Source organism: Massilia sp. UYP32 (assembly GCF_050434365.1).
GTDB classification, from domain to species: Bacteria; Pseudomonadota; Gammaproteobacteria; order Burkholderiales; family Burkholderiaceae_D; genus Telluria; species Telluria timonae.
In genome coordinates, this window is record NZ_JBNDIK010000011.1 from 37054 (window position 1) to 60154 (window position 23101).

Sequence of the window (23101 nt, forward strand, 5' to 3'; positions counted from 1 at the left end):
TACGAAGAAGAGGACGACTCCTCGGCAGTACCGGAATCCGGTACGGTCGGCCATGGAATTTGCAAGAATGGTCGCTGGGTTTGTTGATCCAGCGCAAAGTGAGGTGCAACGATCCCGCATGCCAATGCGTGCGCGCTGATGGCCGTGCGGCGCAATACAGTGGGGACGGTGGCAGCGCCGAAAAAAAGGCCGCTCCGAAGAGCGGCCTGTCCGGCTGGCGACGGCCTTGCGGCCACCGCTCAGGATCAGAACTTGCGGTCGTACATCAGCGAGAAGCGTGCATAACGCGGCGAGGTCAGCGACAGCGGAGTCTGGTACAGGCCACTGACGTTGGCGCCGTTGTTGTAGGCCTCGGTCACGTTGCGCACGACCTGGCTGTTGAACACGTTGAACACGTCGACGCGGAACTGCAGGCCCTTGATGAAGTTGGGCTTGTACGCCACGTTCAGGTCGTAGCGGTGTTCCCACGGCAGGTTGCCCACCGTGCCGCGCGGGGTCAGCACGTTCTCCGAACGGGTCAGGCCGCCGCAGTAGAAGGTCTGGTTCGCGTAGTTCGGCGAATCGCCCGGATTGGCGGCGCTGCCAATGCAGCTGCGTGGACGGCCCGAGGCGATCAGCACGTTGGCGCCGACGACGACTTCCGGCGTCACTTCATAGAAGCCGAAGGCCTTGAGCTGGTGCTTGCGGTGGTTCGGCAGGTAGCCATAGGCGCCTTCCATCAGCTCCGGATAATCCCACGACGAGGTGACCGCAACGTCGGCCTGGCCGTTATCCGAACGCACCTGGCCTTCGGTATTGCCCTTGTTGCTCGACCAGGTATAGCTGGCCTTGGCGTACCAGCCGTTGCGGAACGGGTGCTCCAGGAAGGTCTCGATCGACTTGTAGGTACGCTTCGGCTTGTCGAAGCCCTGGTCGGCCGCGGTCAGGTTCACCTGGGTCAGGCGCGACGTATCGCCCGAGAAGTCGACCAGGAACTCGTTGTCTTCACCCGGGTTGAAGGTCTGGCAGGTGTTGCCCCACAGCGGATTGGTGATTTCGATGCCATTGGCTTCGGCGAAGCGCTCGAACGGACGCACGTCGCAGAAATCGTCGATGGTCGAGCGCATCTTGCGGTAGATCGCCTTGGCGCCGAAGTTCAGCGACGGCGAGAACGCCTTCTCGAAGCCGAAGGTCAGCTCGTCCTGGTATTGCGGATCCATGTCGCGCGCCGCCAGGGTCTCGACGACCTTGTCCTGGCCGTATTCGTTGTTGCTCGACAGCGGCTCGCTCAGCTGCACTAGGCCGGTCGGCGCGCCGTTGGCGTCGGTGCCGGTATAAGCGTAGTACTGGTTGGTGTAGGTCGAACGGCCGGCGCCGCGCACCGAAATATGGGTCGGGATCGGGACCGAGTAGCGGCCCAGGGTGCCGTACACCTTCAGGCTGGCGTCGCCGTTGACGTCCCACACCGCGGCCAGGCGCGGCTGGATCTGGTTCTTCATCTCCAGGAAGGTGGTCTTGCTGTCGTTCTGGTTCTTGAACGACTCGTTGCGCACACCCAGAGTCAGCAGCAGGTTCGGGGTCGCCTGGAAGCGGTCCTCGAGGTACCAGGCGCTCTGTTCGCCAAACGAATTGGTGACGGTCGAGAACTGGTCGCGGGTCACGTAGTAACCCTGGGTGGCCAGCGCGCCGCCGGTGCTCGCCGGCGACGGGATCATCACGCCGCTCGGGCCTTCGATCTGCGCGGTCGGATCGGTGGCACGGTAATAGGTCCAGCGGCCGCCGCCGGCGAGGTATTCGCCCGCCGCGACCGATTCGACCTTGGTCTGGTCGAAGCCGCCGCGCAGGGTGTGGCGGCCCAGGCGCCATTCGACGTCGAAGCGGCCCGAGTCGACGATGTCTTCCGAGCCCGGGGCCAGGATGTTGCCGCTGATGTTTTGCGGGTTGGCGTAGGAGAGGCCCGGCGCGCGCGCGTCGACCGTCGACGAGATCTGGAACAGGTCCGGGTTATAGCCGGTAAAGTAGTTCTCGTGGGTCGACTTGGCGCGGCCGTACAGTGCGGTGACGGTCAGGTCGTCGGTCAGGTTGCCGACGTAGCGCAGCGTGTTGAGCTTGGCGCCGTTGTTGTCGACGTTGACCAGTTGCTGGGTCGAGGAGACGACGCCGGTGCGGGTGCGGGTCGCGTAGTCGAAGCCGCTGTCCGCCCGGGTCACCTCGGGCGTATCGCCCATCGTGGTGAATTCGATACGGTGGTTGTCGGTGATGTTCCAGTCGAGCTTGGCCATGTAGCGCTCGACCTTGGTGTCGCGGTCGCGCCAGCCTACCGAGGCGTTGTTGGTGGCGACGCGGAAGCCGTTGACCAGGCCCTCTTCGGTATCGTGCTTTTCGGCTGCGGCGAAGAAGAACAGCTTGTCCTTGATGATCGGGCCGCCGACGTAGGCGCCGTACACCTTGCGGTCGACCGTGTTCTCGGCGCGCGCCAGGCGCAGCGTGCCGTCGGTGGCGGCGTTGTTCGGGGTGCCGGTGTTGCCATAGTAGATGTCGTACGGCGTCGCGCGCAGCGACTTCGGCTCCCAGGTCACCAGGCCGCCCGCTTCCCAGGTATTGGTGCCGCTCTTGGTGACGATGTTGACCACGCCGCCGATCGAACGGCCGAATTCGGCGCCGAAGCCGCCGGTCAGCACCTGCGCCTCGGCGATCGCGCCGAAAGGCAGCTGGGCCGCGCCCAGGCCGGTCAGCGGATTGGTGACGGGGAAACCGTTGATGTAGTACGAGTTCTCGGAAGCCGCGCCGCCGCCGAACGAAGCGCCGCCGGCGAAGCGGGTATCGGCCGTGGTGGTGTTCGGGGCCAGCTGGATGATCGATTCGATGTTGCGGCCGATCGGCAGCGAGGCCAGTTCGCGGGCGTTGAAGGTGGCGCTGCTGCCGGCGCTGCTGGTGTCGATGGTGGCGCGGCGGGCGCTCACCTGCACGACCTGGGTGCCATCGGCGGCCGGGGCGCCGACAAAGATCGCCTCGCCGTTGCGGCCGATGCCGGTTTCGACTTCGACCGTCGCCACGTTGGCGCCGTCGCGCAGCTGCGTCACGCGGTACACGCCGCTCGGCAGCGAGCTGGCCACGAAACGGCCCTGCGCGTCAGGGGTCAGGGTGCGGCGGATGCCGATGTCCGGGTTCTCGATCAGGATCTGGACATTGCTGCCCGGGGCGACGGTACCGAACACGCTACCGGAAGCATTCGACTGCGCCATTGCCGGCGACATCACGGCCAGGCCCAGTGCGGCGCCGCCGAAGGCGATGCTCAGTGCGTGGACCAATACGGTTTTTTTCAACATGCGATTTCCTGTCCTCTTGTCGGCCACCCTCGTGAAGCGGCCGGTGTTGGTTTTTAGTTGTAATCCTAAAGTCACTGCGTTTGTAACTTTTCCTCTCTTGTGGCAACTGACGGCATATTCATTTACTTGATAACGCTGTAGAGTTGCTTGGATTCATAAGACCATGGCATAAGTTATTGTGTCAATGACACACTCTTGCGGTATGCATATATACAACACTCTCCTATGAGAAATCCAAACCTGCAAATTAAATTCAGCCAGATTGGTGCGGCGCCGCACAATTTTGGCAATGCGAAGCACCAAACTGGCGCTACCTCGCAATATTCTGTCAAAAGTGAGTCTAACCATACAAATAGCCGTATTTACGTTGCAAGGCGCCAATCCGGTGCAAATATCATTCGGCACCATGTCATATTTAACTAATTTTCGTTGTCTATAGACTATCGTTTGTCGCATAAGGATATTTGTTCTACTAATAAAGCGTCTAAAAGAAAACCCGTATTTACACTCATCTATTACCAAATGTCGCATGCAGGGTGGCGCCGGGAACCAGGTCCCGCGCGACGTCCATGCATGGCCGCCGCTTTCGCCACACGGGCTGCATGACGCCAAGTAAAATGACGCTTTTGTTCGCCTTCTATTTGTTGCCTCACCAGCAACCACCCTTCCCATGCTGCGTATTAACGAACTCAAACTCCCCCTGAACCACCCCGAGCCGGCCCTGCGCGAGGCCATCCTGGCCCGCCTCGGCATCCAGGATGCCGACCTGGTCGACTTCAGCGTCTACAAGCGCAGCTACGATGCGCGCAAGAAGGCTGCCATCGTGCTGATCTATTCGATCGACGCCGAGGTGCGCGGCGAAGCGGCGGTGCTGGCGCGCCTCAAGCACGACCAGCACGTGATGCCCTCGCCCGACGTGGAATACAAGTTCGTGCAGGTGGGCAAGCCGGCCCCTGGCACCCCGCGTCCGGTCGTAGTCGGCACCGGCCCCTGCGGCCTGTTCGTGGCGCTGGTGCTGGCCCAGATGGGCCTGAATCCGATCATCCTCGAGCGCGGCAAGATCGTGCGCGAGCGCACCGTGGACACCTTCGGTTTCTGGCGCAAGCGCAAGCTCAATACCGAGTCGAACGTGCAGTTCGGCGAAGGCGGCGCCGGCACCTTCTCGGACGGCAAGCTGTACAGCCAGATCAAGGACACCAACCACCACGGCCGCAAGGTGCTCACCGAGTTCGTGCGCTTCGGCGCGCCGGAAGAGATCATGTACGTCAGCAAGCCGCACATCGGCACCTTCCGCCTGGTCAAGATGGTCGAACAGATGCGGGCCGAGATCATCCGGCTCGGCGGCGAGATCCGTTTCGAAACGCGCGTGGACGACGTGCTGGTCGAAGAGAGCGGCGGCGTGCGCCAGGTGGTCGGCGTGCGCCTGGCCAGCGGCGAAGAGATCGCGACCCGCCACCTGACGATGGCGATCGGCCACAGCGCGCGCGACACCTTCCAGATGCTGTACGACCGCGGCGTCTACATCGAAGCCAAGCCGTTCTCGATCGGCTTCCGGGTCGAGCACCCGCAGTCGCTGATCGACGTCTGCCGCTTCGGCCCGAACGCCGGCAACAAGCTGCTCGGCGCGGCCGACTACAAGATCGTGCACCACGCCTCCAACGGCCGCTCGGTCTACAGCTTCTGCATGTGCCCGGGCGGCACCGTGGTCGCCGCGTCGAGCGAGGAAGGCCGCGTCGTCACCAACGGCATGAGCCAGTACTCGCGCGCCGAGCGCAACGCCAACAGCGCGATCGTGGTCGGCATCACGCCCGACGACTATCCCGGCCACCCGCTGGCCGGGATCGATTTCCAGCGCGAGCTCGAATCGCGCGCCTTCGTGCTGGGCGGCGGCACCTACGACGCGCCGGGCCAGCTGATGGGCGACTTCGTCAAAGGCAGGCCCTCGACCGAATTCGGATCGGTGACGCCGTCGTTCCGCCCGGCCGTGCACCTGACCGACCTGGCGACCTCGCTGCCGGACTACGCGATCACGGCGCTGCGCGAAGCCTTCGTCGCCTTCGACAAGCAGATCAAGGGCTACTACAAGGAAGACGCGGTGCTCACCGGCGTCGAGACCCGCACCTCGTCGCCGATCCGCATCAAGCGCAATAACGACGACCTGCAAAGCCTGAACACGCGCGGCCTGTTCCCGGCCGGCGAAGGCGCCGGCTACGCGGGCGGCATCATGTCGGCCGCGGTGGACGGCATCCGCGTGGCCGAGGCGGTGGCCAGGGCGATGGCGGCCAAGTGAATGATCAGGTGAACGCGCACGCCGCCACCAGAGCCCAGGGCGTGGCCGCGCCCGCGCTGGCGATCCTGGGTTCGCTGGTGTCGATCAATGCCGGCGCCGCCTGGGCCAAGGGCCTGTTTCCGGCGGTCGGCAGCGCCGGCGTGGTGGCGCTGCGGGTCGGCCTGTCGGCCCTGATCCTGCTCGCCATCGTGCGGCCGTGGCGTTTCAAGCTGCGCCGCGCCGACGTGCCCAATCTCGTCATCTACGGCGTGATGCTGGGGGCAATGAACCTGTTCATCTACCGCTCGTTCGAACGCATCCCGCTCGGCATCGCGGTCGCGATCGAAGTCACCGGGCCGCTGGCGGTGGTGATCCTGTCCTCGCGCCATGCGCGCGACTTCCTGTGGGTGATCCTCGCCGGCGCGGGATTATGGCTGTTGCTGCCGACGGCGGCCGGCAGCGCCCCGCTGGACCCGATCGGCATCGCTTACGCGCTGGCCGCGGCGTTCTGCTGGGCGATGTACATCGTGTTCGGCAAGCGGGTATCAATGCTGGACGGCGGCCAGGCCGTGTCCTGGGGGCTGCTGGCGGCCTGCGTGTTCGTGGTGCCGTTCGGCGTCACCCACGCCGGCGGCGACCTGCTGGCGCCCGCGGTGCTGGGCGGCGGCCTGGCGGTGGCGCTGCTGTCGTCCGCCCTGCCCTATACGCTCGAGATGAAGGCGCTCAAGCGCCTGCCGCGGCGCGTGTTCGGGATCCTGGTCAGCGCCGGTCCCGCAGTGGCGGCGCTGGCGGGCTTCCTGCTGCTGGGCGAGCGGCTCACGACGCTGCAATGGCTGGCGATCGCGCTGGTGACGCTGGCCTGCGCCGGGGCGGCGGCGACCGCCGACCGGCGCTGATCACAACCAGCCGGCCTTCTTGAACCGCCGGTACAGGTAGGCGCACACGCCCACCATGGTGAGAAGCGCCAGCGGATAGCCCCACTTCCACTTCAGCTCCGGCATGAACTCGAAGTTCATCCCCCACACCCCGGCGAAGGCCGTGAACACGGCGAAGATCGCGGCGTACGAGGCCAGCTTCTTGCTGACTTCGTTCTCCTCGATCGCCACCATCGACAGGGTCACCTGGATCGCGGTGTTGATGGTGTCGCGCACCGCGTCCAGGCGGCCGGCGATGCGGTACAGGTGGTCGTGCACGTCGCGGAAGTAATCCTGGGTCTCGAGCACCACGCCCGGCACCCGGCCGCCGTACAGGCGGCCGACGGCGTCCATCAGCGGCACCACGGCGTGACGCAGGGTCTGCGCCTTGCGCTTGAGCTCATACAGGCGCTCGACGTTGGCGCGCTGCTTGCCCTGCATGCCGAAGATGTGGTCCTCGATCGATTCGAGCTCGGATTCGAGCATGTCGACCACCGGGAAGTAGCGGTCGACCACGGCGTCGACCAGCGCATACAGCACGAAGCCGGCGCCCTTCCTGAGTTGATGCGGCTCGCGCTCGGCGCGCGCGCGCACGCCCAGGAAGCCCTGGCTGGCGTCGCGCCGCACTGACAGCACGTAGTTCTCGCCCGCGAACACGGCCAGCTGGCCGACGTTCAGTTCATCGTCCGCCAGCTCCACGATCTGGACCACGACGAACAACGAGTCGCCGTATTCCTCGAGCTTGGGACGCTGGTGGCCGCGCAGGGCGTCTTCGACCGCCAGTTCGTGCAGCCCGAATTCTTCCTGCATCAGGGTGATGTCGGCGGGCGCCGGGTCGCGCAGGGCGACCCAGACGAAGGTGTCGTCCTGTTTCAGGTATTCGCTGATATCCTCGACCGGGATATCGCACAGTTTCTTGCCTTCCTGGTAGGCGACGCAGTTGATCAGCATGAGGTGAAAATGAGGTGAAAAGGTAGAGCGGGCGATGCAGGAGCTTACACCACCCGCCACACTTTTCACCATCAGGCTTTACTACGAGGCTTTACTACGAGCCTATTCCTCGCGCGCGCCGTCGATCCCCAGTTCCACGATCTTGCGCGTGATGGTGTTGCGCCCGATCCCGAGCCGCATTGCGGCGTCGTTCTTGCGTCCGTGCGTATGCTTGAGGGCTGTCCTGATCAGGGCCGATTCGAACTGGCGCCCCAGGATGTCCATCACGTCCATCTGCCCCGCGCTGAGCATGCCGGCGGCCTGCAGTTCGAGCAGGTCGATCCAGCCGTCGGGCGAGGCCGGCGCCTGCGCCGCGACCTGCATGACGATGCCGCCGGCGCCGGCCACGGGCAGCGCGCCCGCCCCCACCACGCCGTCGGCCAGCGGCACCGGATTGGCGCCGGCGCCGGCCTGGCCCTGGGTCAGGTCGCGCGGCAAGTCCTTGATCTCGACGGTCTGGCCGGGCGCCATCACGGTGATCCAGTTGCACAGGTTTTCCAGCTGGCGCACATTGCCCGGCAATTCGAGCCCGGTCAGGAAGCGCATCGCCTGCTCGCTCATGCGCTTCGGTTCGACGCCCAATTGGTGTGCGCTCTGCACCAGGAAGTGGCGCGTGAGGATCGGGATGTCGTCGCTGCGCTCGCGCAGGGACGGCAGGCGCAGGCGGATCACGTTCAGGCGGTGGTACAGGTCTTCGCGGAACAACCCGTCGCGCACGCGCTGCTCGAGGTTCTGGTGGGTGGCGGCGATCACGCGCACATTGGCCTTCACCGGCTGGTGGCCGCCGACGCGGTAGAAGTGGCCGTCGGACAGCACACGCAAAAGGCGCGTCTGCAGGTCGAACGGCATGTCGCCGATCTCGTCCAGGAACAAGGTGCCATCCTCGGCCTGCTCGAAACGGCCACGCCGCATGGCCTGGGCGCCGGTGAAGGCGCCGCGCTCGTGGCCGAACAGTTCCGATTCCAGCAAGTCCTTCGGGATCGCCGCGGTGTTCAGGGCGATGAAGGGCTGTTGCGCGCGCGGGCTGTGCTTGTGCAGCGCGCGCGCCACGAGCTCCTTGCCGGTGCCCGATTCGCCCGTGATCAGCACCGTCACGTTCGATTGCGACAGGCGGCCGATGGCGCGGAACACCTCCTGCATCGCCGGAGCATGGCCCAGGATCTCGGGCGTCTCGGCGGGCAGCGCCTCGACGCTGGCTTCGCGCAGGCTTTCTTCCAGCGCGCGCCGAATCAGCGCCACCGCCTTGTCGATGTCGAACGGCTTGGCCAGGTAGTCGAAGGCGCCGCCCTGGAACGAGGACACCGCCGAATCGAGGTCCGAAAAGGCGGTGATGATGATGACCGGCAGGCCGGGATGGCGGGCCTTGACGGCCTGCAGCAGGTCGATGCCGGATTCCCCCGGCATGCGGATGTCCGATACCAGCACCTGCGGGGTATCGGTTTCAAAGGCGGTCAGGGCCTCGCGCGCGTTGGCGAAGCTGCGGGTCTCCAGGCTTTCGCGCGCCAGGGCTTTTTCGAGCACCCAGCGAATCGATGCGTCGTCGTCGACAATCCAGATTGGTTTCATGTATTCGTGCTTCCCGCAACATGGATTCAATAAAGGACTGGTCGGCGCTTCTCGCTGCCCGCGCTTATGGCAGGGGCAGCAGGATACGGAAATCCGTCAGTCCAGGCCGGCTTTCGCACTCGATCACCCCCAGGTGCTGCTGCACGAAGGTTTGCGCCAGCGTCAGCCCGAGGCCGCTCCCGCCGTCGCGCCCGGATACGAGCGGATAGAAAATGCGGTCGCGGATATCGGGCGCGATGCCCGGTCCATTGTCGATGATATGCAAGTCTAATGCCAGCCCGTAACGAACCTTGGCCAGGGTGACCTGGCGCGCCACGCGGGTGCGCAAAACGATCTCGGCATCGCCCCCGGCGATGCGGCCGGCGAGCGCCTGGGCGGCGTTGTGGGCGATGTTCAGCACCACCTGGATCAGCTGCTCGAAATCGCCGCGAAACTCCGGAATCGAGGCATCGTAGTCGCGCTTGATGCTCAAGCCTTGCGGGAATTCGGCCAGGATCAGGCTGCGCACCCGCTCGCACACCTCATGGATATTGACGTCCCCGACGATGTGAGGTTTCCTGTGCGGCGCCAGCAGGCGGTCGACCAGGGTCTGCAGGCGGTCGGCTTCCTTGATGATCACCTGCGTGTATTCCTGCAGCTCGAGCAGGTGGTGCGGCGGCAGCTCGAGCTCCAGCAGCTGGGCCGCGCCGCGGATGCCGCCCAGCGGGTTCTTGATCTCGTGCGCCAGGTTGCGGATGAGTTCCTTGTTGGCCTGGCTCTGGTCGAGGATGCGCTCCTCGCGGTCGAGCTTCAGCTGCTGCACGTTCTCGCGCAGCTCGATCAGGAGGGTGCCGTCGCCCAGCGCGCTGACGATGCTGTTCACGTGCAGCGGCTCGCGGTTATTGCGCTGCAGGGTCAGGTCCTGGCGCAGGTCGGCGTACTGGTGGGCCAGCGCCTGGCCGATCAGGGCCGCCAGCTCGGCGCCGTTCTGGAACAGCTCGGGCAGGCGATGGCGCTGCAGCGACTTGAGCGACAGCTCCATCAGGTTCTCGGCGGCGGCGTTCGCATACAGCACTTCGCCCTCGGCGCCGGTCAGCAGCACGGCCGAGGCCAGCAGGTCGAGGCCGGCGTAGCGCGCCGGATCGCCCGCGTCAAAAGCGGGCGTGTCGTTCAAAGGTGGCAGGGTCATCTGATATTGCCGATCTCGCGCCGCAGCGCCTCGATATTGCGTTCGGTCCGGTTGATCTCGTCGCGCATCGACGCCACCCGCTCCTGGTACTTGGCGTAATTACGCTCGTTACCCTGGCGCTCGGGCTCGCCGTTATTGAATTCCTTCTTGAGGTCCGCCAGCTTGCGTTCCTCGATGCGCAGCTCGTCGCCCAGGATCTCGCGCCGCTCGTCGTCGCGCGCGCGCTGCACCACGTTGTCCACGCGCGGGAAGCCCGGCGGGGTGCTGGTGGCGGCCGGGCTCGGCGCACTTGCCGAACCCGATCCGCCCGATGCGCTCGATGAGCGCGGGGCCGGAATCGGCTTCGACGCGGCCGGCGGCGAACTGTAGCCGGTGTCGATCAGCTGGCACTTGCCGACCTTGGTGTCGGTGTACAGCGGGCGGCCGTTGGCATCGAGACAGCGGTAGATCTGGGCTTGGGCCGAGGCGCAGAACAGCAGGGCGAACATGGCCACGGCGCCATGAAAAACGATGTTTGTCATTCCTATCACTCGGTAGCTTGCATCGGCGGGAAGATGCATTGTAGTCGCGCCCGACTATACCCGAAGCAACAAAAAACGCGGGGAAAGCCATCGCTTTCCCCGCGTTTCATGGCATCGCCGTGGAGCATGGCGATGCGCAGGCACAACAGTATTGCTAACCGATTACGACGAGTAGTACATGTCGAATTCGGCCGGGTGCGGGGTCATGCGCAGACGCTGCACTTCGTTCATCTTCAGCTCGATGTAGGCATCGATCATGCTGTCGCTGAACACGCCGCCGCGGGTCAGGAACTCGCGGTCCTTGTCCAGGGCTTCCAGCGCTTCTTCCAGCGAGGCGCACACGGTCGGGATCAGCTTGTCTTCTTCCGGCGGCAGGTGGTACAGGTCCTTGGTCGCGGCTTCGCCCGGGTGGATCTTGTTCTGGATGCCGTCCAGGCCCGCCATCAGCAGCGCGGCGAAGCACAGGTAGACGTTGGCCAGCGGATCCGGGAAGCGGGTCTCGATGCGGCGGCCTTTCGGGTTCGCCACGTGCGGGATGCGGATCGATGCCGAACGGTTGCGGGCCGAGTAGGCCAGCTTGACCGGGGCTTCGTAGCCAGGCACCAGGCGCTTGTACGAGTTGGTGCCCGGGTTGGTGATCGCGTTCAGCGCGCGTGCGTGCTTGATGATGCCGCCGATGTAGAACAGCGCGGTTTCCGACAGGCCGGCATAGCCGTCGCCTGCGAACAGGTTCTTGCCGTCTTTCCAGATCGACTGGTGCACGTGCATGCCCGAGCCGTTGTCGCCGTTGATCGGCTTCGGCATGAAGGTCGCGGTCTTGCCGTAGCTGTGGGCGACGTTCCAGATGACGTATTTCAGGTTCTGGGTCCAGTCGGCGCGCTCGACCAGGGTCGAGAACTTGGTGCCCAGCTCATTCTGGCCGGCGCCGGCCACTTCGTGGTGGTGCACTTCGACCGGGATGCCCATCGATTCGAGGATCAGCGACATTTCCGAACGCATGTCCTGGAACGAATCGACCGGTGGGACTGGGAAGTAGCCGCCCTTGACGGTCGGACGGTGGCCGCTGTTGCCGCCTTCGAACTCCTTGTCGGTCGACCACGAGGCTTCTTCCGAGTCGATCTTGACGAAGCAGCCCGACATGTCGATCTTCCAGCGGACCGAGTCGAAGATGAAGAATTCAGGTTCCGGGCCGAAGTAGGCGGTGTCGCCGATGCCCGACGATTTCAGGTAGGCCTCGGCGCGCTTGGCGATCGAGCGCGGATCGCGGTCGTAGCCCTTGCCGTCCGACGGTTCGATGACGTCGCACTGCATGAACAGCGTGGTCTCTTCCATGAACGGGTCGAGGTTGGCGGTGTTCGGGTCCGGCAGCAGGAGCATGTCCGAGGCTTCAATACCTTTCCAGCCGGCGATCGACGAGCCATCGAAGGCGTGGCCGGATTCGAATTTGTCCAGGTCGAAGTGCGACACCGGGACCGTGACGTGTTGTTCCTTGCCGCGGGTATCGGCGAAGCGTAAATCAACGAATTTGACTTCGTTGTCCTTGACCAGTTGCATTACATCTGCGGCGGACTTTGCCATTCGGAATCTCCTAATTGAAAAAAGGAAGTCGAGTCATGAGAACCGACAACTTGCATCATGTTGAAGCACGAAGCATGCCAACTTGGTGACACCCCACGCGCCATCTCATTTGCATGAGGGCATGCACAAATCGTTCTTGGGGGGCGGGCCAGTTTACCCATAAAATCGCGTCGATCGGCAAGCTTGTCGAAAGATTTACAGTGCAGGCCGAATGCACCAACGGAGTGCGATCTCAGCCAGATGCACCATTTCAGAGCAGGATACACTGATCCATGGTGGTGCAGCGCGAGCGAATGCCCAAAAACGGAACGAACATTATGACTAAAGAAAACATTCTCGAGGCAGCGCGCCAGCGCGGCGCAGGCCAGCCCTATGCCGGTGCGGTGACGCCCCAGGAGGCGTTCGAGCTGCTCAAGAGCAGCCCGAAAGTCAAGCTGGTGGATGTGCGCACCAATGCCGAACGCGACTGGGTGGGCCGGGTCGCCATCCCCGATGCCCAGCACGCGGCGGTGCAGTGGGCCACCTACCCGGGCGGCGTGCCCAACCCGGACTTCGGCGCCCAGCTCGAAAAAATCGCGAGCAAGGACGATACCCTGCTGTTCCTGTGCCGCTCGGGCGTGCGCTCGCGCCACAGCGCCCGCGTGGCGACCGAACTCGGTTACGCCAACTCCTTCGACATCCTCGAAGGCTTCGAAGGCGACAAGGATGGCGAAGGCCATCGCAAGACCGTCGGCGGCTGGTGCAAGGCGGGATTGCCGTGGGTGGGCGCATGAGCGACGCCATGGAACGCCTGGTCAGGGCGCGCGAGCTGGCCGACCAGGGGCAGTATGACGCGGCGCTGCAAGAGCTGGTCTGGTTCCACGAGCACGCCCTGGAACAGGATCCCTCGTTGTATGGCGTGCGGCGCTCCTACGCGCTGGCCGACTGGGCGGTGCTGGCCGAGGCCCATCCGCCCGCGGCCGCAGCGCTCGAAGCGGTGCGCGAGCGCAATACCACTGCCCTGCTGAACGGCCAGGGCGCCCGCGACCAGCTGCTCGACGTCCTCTCGATCGACCATGCGCGCGACCAGCCGGTGCGCACGCGCGACTTGTTCCTGCAATTGGAAAAGGTGGCGCCGGCGCTGGCCGCTTCCTGCATCCGGGTCGTGCTGCCGCAGGTGATCGCCGCCGGCGACGCCGAGCTGGCCGAACGCCTGATGCCGAATCCCGAAGAGAACATCCGCCAGCATGCCGACTACCTGATGGACGCCTTCCGCGAGCGCCGCAAGCGTTTCACCGCCGCGCCCAGCATCCCGGCCGAGGTCCACAACTATGTGCAGGACGTGAACGCCATCCTGGACGTGCTGGCGGCGCGCGGCCGGCAGGCCGACGTGCGACGCCTGCGCCAGCTGGCGGCCGACGCGATTCCCGCCACCACCCTGCGCCGCGAAGTGCGCGCATCGCTCGTTCCCGGCGCGCCGGCGTGGTACGAGCGCGGCGTGCCGCGCCGTCGCAACGAACGGTTCAGTTAGGCATCACCATCAGCTGGAGGCCAGAGGCGCTGCCCGGCGTGCGATACACACGCTGGGTCGCCTTCCTGAAATCCTCCGGCTTGGCGTCGGGAATGCGCATGAAGCTCTGCGGATTCAGGTCGATCAGCGGAAACCACGAACTCTGCACCTGCACCATGATGCGATGGCCGCGGCGGAAGGTGTGGTTCACCTGCCCCAGCTCGTAGTCGATCGCTGTCACCTCGCCGGGCACGAAGGGCTGCGGCTTCTCATAGCTGTTGCGGAACTTGCCGCGCAGCGGATTGCCGCGCACTAGCTGCTGGTAGCCGCCCAGCTTCATGGCCGGCGGTGCGACGTCGTTGCCCGCGCGCGGCGAAGGGGGCGTCGGATAGTCGCTCGGGTAGACGTCGATCAGCTTGACCACCCAGTCGGCGTCCGTGCCGGTGGTCGAGACGAACAGCTTCGGGACGACGGAGCCGGCCACCGTGACGTCTTGTTCCAGCACCTCGCTCTGGTACACCAGCACGTCGGGACGGGTCGCGGCGAAGCGCTGGTCGGACACCATGTATTCACGCGGCACGCCCTGCGCCGGATAGCCGATGTAGGGCACCGGGCGCTTCGGATCGGCCACGTATTCATCGTAGCCGGCGCCGCCGGCGACCGGCTGCTGCCAGGTCAGGCTGCCGTTGGCGTTGAAATACAGGGTGCGCGCCCGGGCCGGCTTCGGCGGCCAGGCGTCGTAATTGCGCCAGACATTGGTGCCGGTCTCGAACATGGTGAACGGCGCCAGCTCCGTGGCCGGCTTGACGCCTTTCAGGTGCTGCTCGAAGAACGGGAACTGGATATGGCGCCGGAAGTAGTCGCTCGTATTGGCGTCGAAGCGCACGTGCCCGAGGCGCGCACCAATGCCGCGCATCCAGCCGCCATGCACCCATGGGCCCACCACCAGCTTGTTCGCCGCGGCCGGACTGTGGCGCTTGACCGCGTCGTGGATCGTGAACGGACCCTGGAAATCCTCCGCATCGAACCAGCCGCCCACGGTCAGCATCGCCGCCTTCACGTTCTTCATGTGCGGGCCGATGGCGCGCGACTGCCAGAATTCGTCATAGGTGTCGTGCTCGATGTTCGGCATGAACAGCGCGCGCTGGCGCTCGCTCATCGTGCCCGCGATCGCCCCCAGGGTCAGGTGCTTGAGGAAGAAATCGTAGCCGTCGGCCTCGTCGTAGTCGAAGCCGCCGCCCGACGCCGGCTTGGGCGATGGATTCGGCGCCGCGACGAACGACGAATAGAAGTCGAAGTTGGCGGCCAGCTTGAACGCGCCGCCATGATAGGAATCGTCGCCCATGTACAGGTCGGCGATCGGCGCCTGCGGCGAGGCGGCCTTGATCGCCGGATGCGAATCGATCACGCTGGCGGCGGCGTAGAAGCCGGGATAGCTGATGCCCCAGATGCCGACCTTGCCGTTGTTGTTCGGGACGTTCTTCAACAGCCAGGCGACGGTGTCGTGCATGTCCTCGGCTTCGACGCCCTCGCCTTTCGCGCGCTGCGTCTTGCCGTGCGGCGTCATCTCCTGCCACACGCCCTCGGACATGTGGCGGCCGCGCACGTCCTGGACCACGAAGATGTAGCCGGCCTCTTCGAACTCGCGCGAGGGGCCGAGCGTTTCCGGCATCCAGTCCACGCCGTAGCGCAACGCTCCTTCGGCGCGCACGCCGGCGCTGTAGGGCGTGCGCTGCATCAGGAAGGGATAGGAGCGCGAAGCGTCCTTCGGCACGTACACGGCCGTGAACAGGCGCACGCCGTCGCGCATCGGTATCCGGTACTCATACTTGGTATAGGCTTCGCGCGCCGGTCGCTCCCTCGCGGACGGCGCGGCATCCATGCCGGCCGCAAGGACGGGCGAGGCGGCCGGCCAGGCCAGCAGGCAACCCAGGACGAGGGCGGAGAACGAACGGCGGATCATGGCTTCCTTCGGGACGGTACACGGGGCCGCCAGTGTAATCCGTTTGCCCCGGGCGTGGCTATGCCGACAGGTTCCTGGCCGGCTGCCGCAACTCGCACGCGACCACGCGGTCGCGGCCTTGCGCCTTGGCCTGGTACAGCAGCGCGTCGGCCGCTTGGACCCATGCCAGGGCGGGCCCGTCGTCGACGGCGCATCAGACACCGGTGATGGAGCTGGAGTTCCACTCCTGGATCTGCGGCGTGACGGAGCGGAACTCTAGTCACAATGATGGTGTCTGAATCTACGTAAGCGTACATGCGAGAACACCATGGAAATGATGCTGAAGACCGGCGCGGCAGCGCGCCGGCTTGGCGTGACACCCAAGACGTTGCAACGCTGGGATCGCTGTGGCACGTTCTCTCCATTAGCGCGCAGCCCAACCGGCCTGCGCCTCTATAGCGAAACGCAGATTGCTGAGCGGATCGGCTTGCAGTCACGCCCGGTGCCATACCGGATCATCGCTTACTGTAGGGTGTCTAGCGCTGCGCAAAAGCCTGATTTACGCAATCAGCGCCGGGTTCTGGAAGAATTTTGCACAGCCCGTGGACTGGCAAATGTCGAGTTCATCAAAGAGATCGGCGGCGGGCTCAATTTCAAGCGCCCGCGCTTGCTGGAGCTGACCGACGCGATCGGGCGAGGCGAGGTCCGCACCCTGGTGCTGGCGCATCGGGATCGCCTGGCGCGCTTCGGGTACGAATGGTTCGAACACATAGCGCACGTGCATGGCTGCGAGCTTCTCGTACTGAATCAGGAGCGCCTGTCCCCCGAGCAGGAAATGGTGCAAGACATGATGACCATCGTGCATTGCTTTTCAAGTCGTTTAGATGGGCTGCGCAACTATCGCCGCCAGTTGGATGTTGCATTGAACAAGGATGTGCGCAATGTTGCTGTCACATCGCATCCGGCTTGAAGCCACATCCGAGCAGCGCGACTATTTCGTACGTGCGGCAGGGACGGCGCGCAAGGTCTGGAACTGGGCGCTGGCCGAGTGGCAGCGGCAAACCGCGCTGGGCCAGCGGCCGGATGCCATGAAACTGAAAAAGCAGTTCAATGGGATCAAGTATGCCCACCCGGACTGGCTCGATGCCGAAAGCAGACCGTGGTTGCGAACAATCCACCGCGATGCGCATGCACAGCCTTTCGCGCATCTTCAGCGAGCTTGGCGTCGCTACGTCGAGCAACGGCAAGCCGGCAAGAAAGCCTATCCACCGACGTTTAAACGGAAAGGTCGCTGCCGGGACGCGTTTTATATTGCCAACGACAAGATTCGTTTTGAGGGCAAGTGCGCCGTGCTGCCAAAGATCGGCGAGGTTTTGCTGACCGAGGTTCTACGGCTCCCCGGCAAGATCATGGGCGCCTGCGTGTCGCGCGAAGCCGACCACTGGTATCTGGCCGTGCAGGTCAAGCTACCGGAGCAACTGGCCCGCCTGCAGCGCCAGGGCGATGGCGTGGTTGGGGTCGATCTTGGCGTGAGCGCCGCGGCCGTTCTGTCCAGCGGCGAGAAGATCGCGGCCCCACGGCCGCTACGTGCAAGCCAGCGGCGCCTGCGCATCCGCTCGCGGCGCCATGCACGCAAGCTGAAAGCAGCGAAGGCCGGTGCCGGGATCACGGGCGCGATCCCGAAAGGGGTACGTTTGCCGGTGTCGCGCAACCGACAAAAGGATGCGCATGCGCTGGCGCGCCTGCATGCGCACATCACGCACGTACGCACCGATTTCATCCATAAGCTCACGACTCGACTGTGCCGCGAAAACCAAGCGATAGCGATCGAGGACCTGAACGTGAGCGGCATGCTGGCCAACCATCGGCTGGCGCGTGCGATCGCCGACGTTGGATTTTACGAGATCCGGCGTCAGCTCCAGTACAAGGCGCAACGTTACGACACGTTATTGGTGCTGGCGGATCGCTGGTATCCGTCCAGCAAACTGTGTTCGACATGCGGCGCGCATTACACCGGGTTGAAACTCGGTGAGCGCAATTGGATTTGCGCCTGCGGCGCGCGTCACGACCGTGATGTGAACGCCGCGGTCAATCTGCAACGGCTCGCCACCGGCGCCCTCGTGGCGAGAACGGCGCTACCCGAGGCGAGTCATGCGGCAACGTATGGCACTGCCGCTGGAGCGGTTCCAGCGGCAGGCGGGAAAGTCACGCCTGTCAGGTACGAGCACGGTCAACAGGACGGCTCGGGGCAGGAAGAGAACGGTGCGCACGTTTAGGCACCTTTTCGATAGCAGGCGATATGGGCCAGCCGCGCATGCAGCCCGGCATCCTCGGCGGCCACCGTCGCGCCGGCCCCGGCGCGCGCCGTCATCTCGTCCAGGATCGCGTCGCCCAGGTCGATCGTGCGCTCCGCGTGCGAGGCCAGCGCGCGCGCCATGTTGGTGGTGCTGGTGCCCGTATTGTCGATCTCGGCCTGGCGCGCCACCAGCGGCTTGCGCAGGCGGTCCAGGCGGTCGATCGCGGGTTGGGCGGAGTCGCACATGGGATCGCAATCGAAAAAGGAAAAATCAGGCGCTGCCGCGCACCGGATGGCCCGGCGTCGCATCGTGGCTCGCGTCGCTGGCCGTGCCCTCCTGCTGCCAGCCGCGCACGCGCTCGCGCACCAGGTGGATATGGCTGCGCAGCCGGTACAGCTCGTCCGCATAGGCCAGCGGCACCGAGATGTGGTTGACGCGGTCCTCGAGGCTGTCCAGGCGCCGTTGCAAGTCGTTGCGCACCTTGTCGTCCGGCGCCGCGCCGCTGTCCTCGAACGCCTGCTCGATCGCGCGCAGTTCGCCGTACCAGCGATAGACGCGCGAGCGCACGCGCCACACGTAGATCGGCGGCACGATCTTCGACAGCGGGATCAGGAGCGCGGTCAGCGCCACCACCACCACCCACAGGCGTTCGGCCAGGTTGGCCAGCCAGAAGCTCAGGTAGCGCTGCATGAAGGGCGGACCGTCGCGGTAGTAGCGCGCGGCTTCCGCCGCCACCGGGATCTCGGTGTACTTCGGCGACGGGAACTGGCCCTGCTGCTGGAACCAGCCGGCCCCGCCGTGGATCTCGGTGGCGGCCTTGACCAGCAGGCCCACCAGGGCCGGATGGATTTCCTCGCGCGCCACCAGGGTCGCGGTCGGCGCGATCAGGTGGTAATCCTGGGCCGGGATGTTGCGGCCCAGGTCGACGATCCCGCGCGGCAGCACCACATGGGTCAGGAACGGCAGGCGCCGCGTATACGCCTCGGCCTGGGCGAAGTCGAACAGCTTGATGCCGGGCGTCTGCAGCAGCATCTGGATCAGCGGCGCTTCCGGCGCCGAGGAAAACACCAGGCCGTCGATGCGGCCGGCCAGCAGCTCCACCGTGGCTGGCGTATCGGCCAGGTCGCCGATGCGCAGGTCTTGCGGCGCGATGCCGTTGGCGTCGAGCACCTGGCGCAGCAGGCGCGGCACGCCGGTGCCCTCCGGCCCCAGGTTGATGCGCTTGCCGCGCAGGTCGGTCAGCTTCGTGATATTGGCTTCCGCGCGCAGGAACAGCCACACCGGCTCGGTGAACAGGCTGCCCAGCGACACCAGGTCGCGGCGCTCGGCGCTGCCCTCGGCATCGGCGTTCATCGTGTCGCCGTCGGTCGAGCCGCTCTGCACGAAGGCGACGTCGGCCTCGCCCGCCAGCAGGCGCTGCAGGTTGTCGCGCGAGCCGAGCGTCGGCGCCAGCGTCACCTTGATCTCGTCGCGCGCGAGCACCGCGGCATACTGCTTGCCGAAGGTTTCGTAGGCGGAGTTTTCCTGGCCGGTGGCCAGGCGCAGGCTGCGCGGCGGCGCCGGGTCGACCCACCAGTAGGCCAGCAGCAGCGCCGCGCCGACCAGCAGGATGGTCGGGCCGGACGCCACGACCAGATCGCGCAGCGAGACGATGCTGAAATTCTGCAGGCGCGCGCGCAGGCCTTTCACCTGCGCGCCGCCGGTTGCGCCCTGGCCTGGCTTCAACGCACGCACTGGCGCTGGGCCGCCGCCGCAGGGGTCGCGCCAGGAGCCGCGGGCGCGGCCGAAGGCTCGATCATCGGCATCAGGCTCGGCGCCAGCGTCACCAGCAGCTGCACCGGCAGCGCGCTGGTGAAGTCGTAGTGTTCCGACTGCGGGCCGTGCACATAGGCCGTCATGCTGCCGTAGAAACGTTCGCCGATGTTGAAGACGAAGGTCGCCGAACGGTTCACGTAGCGCGATTCGATCAGGCGGCCGCCGCGCGCATACACGTCGAAGCGCTGGTCGCCGGTGCCGGTCTTGCCACCCAGCGCGATGATGCTGCCGTCGGCCTGCACGAAGGCGGTCTTGACGCGCTTGGCGGTGCCGTCCGAGACCACGCCCTGGATGGCGTCGGCCACGGTGCGCGCGACTTCCGGCGCCAGCACCTGTTCCTTGCCGCCCCCCTTGTTGCGCTTGACCAGGGTCTCGTACGGCGTGTCCTTGGCGAAGTGCAGCGAATCGATGCGCTCGGTGGGTTTGCGCACGCCGCCGTTGACGATGATGCCCATCAGCTCGGCCAGCGAGGCCGGACGGTCGGCCGAGGCGCCCAGCGTGGTCGCGTACGACGGCACCAGCGAATCGAAGGGATAGCCCATCTTCTTCCACTGGGCGTGGATCTTGAGGAAGGCCTCGACCTCGAGCAGGCCGGCGATGCGCTTGTCCTGGGCGTTCTTGCGGCTGGTCTTGAACAGCCACTGGTAGACTTCCTGGCGCTCCTTGACGCTGGCCGCCGTGACCTCGGACCAGGTGGCCTTGGGATGGGTGCGCAGATAGCTCACCAGCCACAGTTCGAGCGGGTGCACCGAGGCCACGTAGCCGCGGTCGGCCAGCGACATATTGCGCGGATCGTACATCTCGTACATCTTCGGGATGCGTTCCGGATCGACCTCGTTGGCGGACGGCAGGGTCGCATTGATGAAGGCGCCGAACTGGTCCAGCGTGGCGTTCGGCGCCACCGTGCGGTGGGCCGCGGCCAGCTTCGAGGCCAGCGGACGCACGCCGGAGAACAGCAGCGCTTCGATCTCCGCCGGGGTCTTGCCCTTGTATTTATTCCAGAACTTGGCCAGGAAGTCCTTGCCTTCGTTGTCAGCAAAGCGCGCCAGGTAGGCGGCGCGGCGCGGATCGTTGGCGTCGGCCAGCAGCTGGGCCGACGAGCCCGGCAGCTGGAACATGTAGAAGCGCACCACGTCGCGCATCATGCGCACGAACACCAGGTTCGTGGACTGGCGCAGGGCCTGGTGCACGTCCATGATCTTGCTGTCGTCGAGCTTGCTGAAGTTGCCGAAGGTGTGCAGGCCGCCGCCGGTCATGAAGCGCTCGTAGGGGCTGGCCGAATAGCGGCGCGCCATGGCCGCGTCGAGCATGGGCTTCAGGCCGCGGTCAGCGCCTTCCGGCAGGGTCTGGAAGTATTCCAGCGCCCATTGCGACAGGCGGTCCTTCGGATCGATCTCGACGCCATGCAAGCCGATCTTGTCGAGCGGCTCGAAGCGCTTGTGCAGCTGGTCGACGATGTCGAGATAGGTCACCAGCGTGCGCAGCTTGGCGGTCGAACCGAGGTCGAGCTTGGCGCCCTCGTTGATGTCGAGCGGCTGGTCGTAGTTGTCGGTCTGGACCCGCAGGTAGTTGACGTGCTCGCCCCGCTCCATCAGGGTGAAGCTGTACACCACCTGGGCCGGGTCGCCGTTGCCGAGCAGGCCCTTGCCGGTCAGGCCGGCCGCTTTGGCGTGCTCGGCGTCGGACAGCTGGCGCAGGGCCGCCGTCACCGCCTGCTGGGCATTGCCGTCCAGGGTCGAGACCACCGACAGGTCGAGGCGGTCGACGTTGTACAGGCGCGTGTCGCCGATCAGGTAGCCGAGGTGGTTGCGCACCGCGTTGGCCGCCTTGCGCGACACGAAGGCGTCGGCCGGCGGCGGCGCCACGCCGCTGTGCAGCGCCGGCTGCAGCTTGACGCTCAGGGCGGCGTCGCGCAGCTGCGGCGAGATCACGCCGGCCTGGGCCAGCACGCGCAGGTGGCTGTCGGTCAGCACTTCGAGGTCGGGCTCGCCGGCGCCCAGGTAATAGGCCGGACGGCGCTGGGCGATCATCAGGGACAGCGCTTCCTTGTAGGCCAGCACGGCGTCCGGGCTCGTCATCGGGCCCTTGAGCATGGCGTTCACCTTGTCGAAGTCGCGGCCATACCAGACCCACAGGCCGTCGCCGATGCCGTTCACTTCGCCATAGCCGGACTTGGCCGACAGCGGCACCGTGTTCAGGTAGTCGAGCACGATCTGGCGGCGCGAACCGGTGGTGTCTTCGCCGTCCTGGTAGGCGCGCAGGGTGGCCGAGGCCATCTGGATGATCTTGTCGGTGGTCGAGCTGGTGCGGCCTTCGGGCGAATGGCGGTATTTCTCGATCTGGGTCGCCAGCGTGCTGCCGCCGGCCACGCGGCCGCCGCCGCCCAGGCCGACGCTGGACAGGGTCTTGTCGAACACGGCCTTCGAGAAGCGGTCCCATTCGACCGCCGGGTTGCGGCGCGGATGGCTGGCGTCGAGCAGTTCGCGGTTTTCGATGAACAGCAGGCTTTGCACCAGCAGCGGCGGCGCGGCGCTGAATTCGTGGTAGAAGCGCTCGGGGAAGCGCGAGGTATAGATCGGCTGCGAGCGGCAATCGAGGATCTCGAGGCCGACCTTGGTTTTCTCGTGGTAAGTCGCGTACAGGCCCAGGTCGGCCATCTTGACCATCTGCGGCGAGATGCGCGCCTGGGCTGCGATTGCGTAGTCGCGCGTCTGCAGCCGCTCGAGGTAGCGCGGCAGGCCGGCGTAGCCCAGCCGGGTGTCGTACGGACTGGCGGCCGGGAAGCGGATCGCATCGCTGGGACCGTTTTCCATGCGGAACGTGAGTTCGCTGGCCATGTCGGCGAAGATCTTCGCCTGCAGGCGCGAGCTGCGCGTCTCCAGCACCGCCCAGGCCGCCAACACGGCAACCAGCAACAGCAGGCCGAGCAGCAGCCACAGTTTCCAGCGGCGCTTGCGCGGGGCCGGCTCGTCGTCGCCGGGCTCGCCCGCCGGGCCGGCGGGAATGCCGCCATTGCCCGCCAGGTGCGGGAAGGCTTCGTACAGGGGGACGTCGTTGCCGCCGGCCGCGAGCGCAGGAGCGCTCTCCACGGCGGCGCCCGCGGCGCTGGCGCTCGCTGGCGCCGCGGAGGTCGCGACCGCGTCGCCGAAGCTCGGCTCGAAGGTCGGCTCACTGCGCTCGTTGGCGGCACGTTTGCCGGACACATTGCTTGGCCGTCCGAGACGGCGAATACTTTCCATGATGG

The 23101-nt window shown here is 65.7% G+C and carries 16 protein-coding genes; 6 read left to right on the top strand and 10 right to left on the bottom strand.

All coding sequences use genetic code 11. The features are described 5' to 3' along the window. Positions 1-245: 245 nt before the first annotated feature. Positions 246-3308 (bottom strand): TonB-dependent receptor, encoded by a 3063-nt coding sequence (locus ABIB42_RS10295; protein WP_273163863.1) that lies wholly within the window; start codon positions 3306-3308, stop codon positions 246-248. Between the two features lie 670 nt (positions 3309-3978). Between ABIB42_RS10295 and ABIB42_RS10300 the strand changes: the two genes are divergently transcribed. Together ABIB42_RS10300 and ABIB42_RS10305 are read left to right on the top strand one after the other, a co-directional pair. Continuing rightward, the gene (locus ABIB42_RS10300) at positions 3979-5598 is read left to right on the top strand and encodes an NAD(P)/FAD-dependent oxidoreductase (protein ID WP_429248289.1); all 1620 of its coding nucleotides are present in this window, start codon (positions 3979-3981) and stop codon (positions 5596-5598) included. Beyond that, positions 5595-6473, top strand: coding sequence for an EamA family transporter (locus tag ABIB42_RS10305; protein WP_005668498.1), 879 nt, complete (start codon positions 5595-5597; stop codon positions 6471-6473). Before ABIB42_RS10300 ends, ABIB42_RS10305 begins: the two co-directional genes overlap by 4 nt. On the opposite strand, the gene corA is transcribed toward ABIB42_RS10305, so the two are convergent. The 5 genes from corA to glnA form a co-directional block, all read right to left on the bottom strand. Next, positions 6474-7442 carry a magnesium/cobalt transporter CorA gene (gene corA, locus ABIB42_RS10310; RefSeq protein WP_005668497.1) on the bottom strand — a complete coding sequence of 323 codons (969 nt, stop codon included), beginning with the start codon at positions 7440-7442 and terminating at the stop codon, positions 6474-6476. It abuts the gene before it with no gap. 102 nt (positions 7443-7544) lie between these two features. After that, on the bottom strand, positions 7545-9047 hold the full coding sequence (gene ntrC, locus ABIB42_RS10315) for a nitrogen regulation protein NR(I) (protein WP_005668495.1): 1503 nt from the start codon (positions 9045-9047) through the stop codon (positions 7545-7547). Positions 9048-9111: 64 nt separating this feature from the next. Further along, on the bottom strand, positions 9112-10215 hold the full coding sequence (gene glnL, locus ABIB42_RS10320) for a nitrogen regulation protein NR(II) (RefSeq protein ID WP_273163870.1): 1104 nt from the start codon (positions 10213-10215) through the stop codon (positions 9112-9114). Next, complete coding sequence (locus tag ABIB42_RS10325) at positions 10212-10736, bottom strand: DUF4124 domain-containing protein (RefSeq protein WP_184235156.1); 525 nt, start codon at positions 10734-10736, stop codon at positions 10212-10214. The genes glnL and ABIB42_RS10325 overlap by 4 nt, the downstream gene beginning before the upstream one ends. 162 nt (positions 10737-10898) lie before the next feature. After that, a complete protein-coding gene (gene glnA / locus ABIB42_RS10330) occupies positions 10899-12314 on the bottom strand; it encodes a type I glutamate--ammonia ligase (protein WP_005668489.1) in 1416 nt (471 codons plus the stop codon). A 317-nt stretch (positions 12315-12631) separates the two neighbouring features. Here glnA and ABIB42_RS10335 point away from each other — a divergent pair, with 317 nt between their 5' ends. Together ABIB42_RS10335 and ABIB42_RS10340 are read left to right on the top strand one after the other, a co-directional pair. Then, positions 12632-13087 carry a rhodanese-like domain-containing protein gene (locus tag ABIB42_RS10335; RefSeq protein ID WP_273027856.1) on the top strand — a complete coding sequence of 152 codons (456 nt, stop codon included), beginning with the start codon at positions 12632-12634 and terminating at the stop codon, positions 13085-13087. Beyond that, on the top strand, positions 13084-13824 hold the full coding sequence (locus ABIB42_RS10340) for a hypothetical protein (protein WP_273163875.1): 741 nt from the start codon (positions 13084-13086) through the stop codon (positions 13822-13824). The genes ABIB42_RS10335 and ABIB42_RS10340 overlap by 4 nt, the downstream gene beginning before the upstream one ends. On the opposite strand, the gene ABIB42_RS10345 is transcribed toward ABIB42_RS10340, so the two are convergent. Next, positions 13817-15766 carry a CocE/NonD family hydrolase gene (locus ABIB42_RS10345; RefSeq protein WP_312486825.1) on the bottom strand — a complete coding sequence of 650 codons (1950 nt, stop codon included), beginning with the start codon at positions 15764-15766 and terminating at the stop codon, positions 13817-13819. The two genes, ABIB42_RS10340 and ABIB42_RS10345, sit on opposite strands and share 8 nt — an antisense overlap. A gap of 307 nt (positions 15767-16073) precedes the next feature. Between ABIB42_RS10345 and ABIB42_RS10350 the strand changes: the two genes are divergently transcribed. Together ABIB42_RS10350 and ABIB42_RS10355 are read left to right on the top strand one after the other, a co-directional pair. Further along, entirely contained in the window at positions 16074-16715 is a 642-nt protein-coding gene (locus ABIB42_RS10350) for an IS607 family transposase (RefSeq protein WP_005668480.1), read from the top strand. Further along, complete coding sequence (locus tag ABIB42_RS10355) at positions 16687-18021, top strand: RNA-guided endonuclease InsQ/TnpB family protein (RefSeq protein WP_429248290.1); 1335 nt, start codon at positions 16687-16689, stop codon at positions 18019-18021. The genes ABIB42_RS10350 and ABIB42_RS10355 overlap by 29 nt, the downstream gene beginning before the upstream one ends. Here ABIB42_RS10355 and ABIB42_RS10360 read toward each other — a convergent pair. Genes ABIB42_RS10360 through ABIB42_RS10370 form a run of 3 tightly spaced genes read right to left on the bottom strand, consistent with a single transcriptional unit; the run spans position 18018 to position 23096 of the window. Next, positions 18018-18287, bottom strand: coding sequence for a hypothetical protein (locus tag ABIB42_RS10360; protein WP_005668476.1), 270 nt, complete (start codon positions 18285-18287; stop codon positions 18018-18020). The genes ABIB42_RS10355 and ABIB42_RS10360 overlap by 4 nt on opposite strands. 25 nt (positions 18288-18312) lie before the next feature. Beyond that, complete coding sequence (locus tag ABIB42_RS10365) at positions 18313-19767, bottom strand: TAXI family TRAP transporter solute-binding subunit (protein ID WP_005668473.1); 1455 nt, start codon at positions 19765-19767, stop codon at positions 18313-18315. Beyond that, on the bottom strand, positions 19764-23096 hold the full coding sequence (locus ABIB42_RS10370; RefSeq protein WP_005668471.1) for a transglycosylase domain-containing protein: 3333 nt from the start codon (positions 23094-23096) through the stop codon (positions 19764-19766). Before ABIB42_RS10370 ends, ABIB42_RS10365 begins: the two co-directional genes overlap by 4 nt. Positions 23097-23101: the final 5 nt, after the last annotated feature.

Bases quoted from the DNA above. Each gene is read 5' to 3' on its own strand.
- ABIB42_RS10350 (WP_005668480.1), top strand. From the start codon at position 16,074: ATGGAAATGATGCTGAAGACCGGCGCGGCAGCGCGCCGGCTTGGCGTG.
- glnA (WP_005668489.1), bottom strand. From the start codon at position 12,314: ATGGCAAAGTCCGCCGCAGATGTAATGCAACTGGTCAAGGACAACGAA.
- ABIB42_RS10355 (WP_429248290.1), top strand. From the start codon at position 16,687: ATGTTGCTGTCACATCGCATCCGGCTTGAAGCCACATCCGAGCAGCGC.
- ABIB42_RS10360 (WP_005668476.1), bottom strand. From the start codon at position 18,287: ATGTGCGACTCCGCCCAACCCGCGATCGACCGCCTGGACCGCCTGCGC.
- corA (WP_005668497.1), bottom strand. From the start codon at position 7,442: ATGCTGATCAACTGCGTCGCCTACCAGGAAGGCAAGAAACTGTGCGAT.
- ntrC (WP_005668495.1), bottom strand. From the start codon at position 9,047: ATGAAACCAATCTGGATTGTCGACGACGACGCATCGATTCGCTGGGTG.
- ABIB42_RS10325 (WP_184235156.1), bottom strand. From the start codon at position 10,736: ATGACAAACATCGTTTTTCATGGCGCCGTGGCCATGTTCGCCCTGCTG.
- ABIB42_RS10340 (WP_273163875.1), top strand. From the start codon at position 13,084: ATGAGCGACGCCATGGAACGCCTGGTCAGGGCGCGCGAGCTGGCCGAC.
- ABIB42_RS10345 (WP_312486825.1), bottom strand. From the start codon at position 15,766: ATGATCCGCCGTTCGTTCTCCGCCCTCGTCCTGGGTTGCCTGCTGGCC.
- ABIB42_RS10300 (WP_429248289.1), top strand. From the start codon at position 3,979: ATGCTGCGTATTAACGAACTCAAACTCCCCCTGAACCACCCCGAGCCG.
- glnL (WP_273163870.1), bottom strand. From the start codon at position 10,215: ATGACCCTGCCACCTTTGAACGACACGCCCGCTTTTGACGCGGGCGAT.
- ABIB42_RS10295 (WP_273163863.1), bottom strand. From the start codon at position 3,308: ATGTTGAAAAAAACCGTATTGGTCCACGCACTGAGCATCGCCTTCGGC.
- ABIB42_RS10335 (WP_273027856.1), top strand. From the start codon at position 12,632: ATGACTAAAGAAAACATTCTCGAGGCAGCGCGCCAGCGCGGCGCAGGC.
- ABIB42_RS10370 (WP_005668471.1), bottom strand. From the start codon at position 23,096: ATGGAAAGTATTCGCCGTCTCGGACGGCCAAGCAATGTGTCCGGCAAA.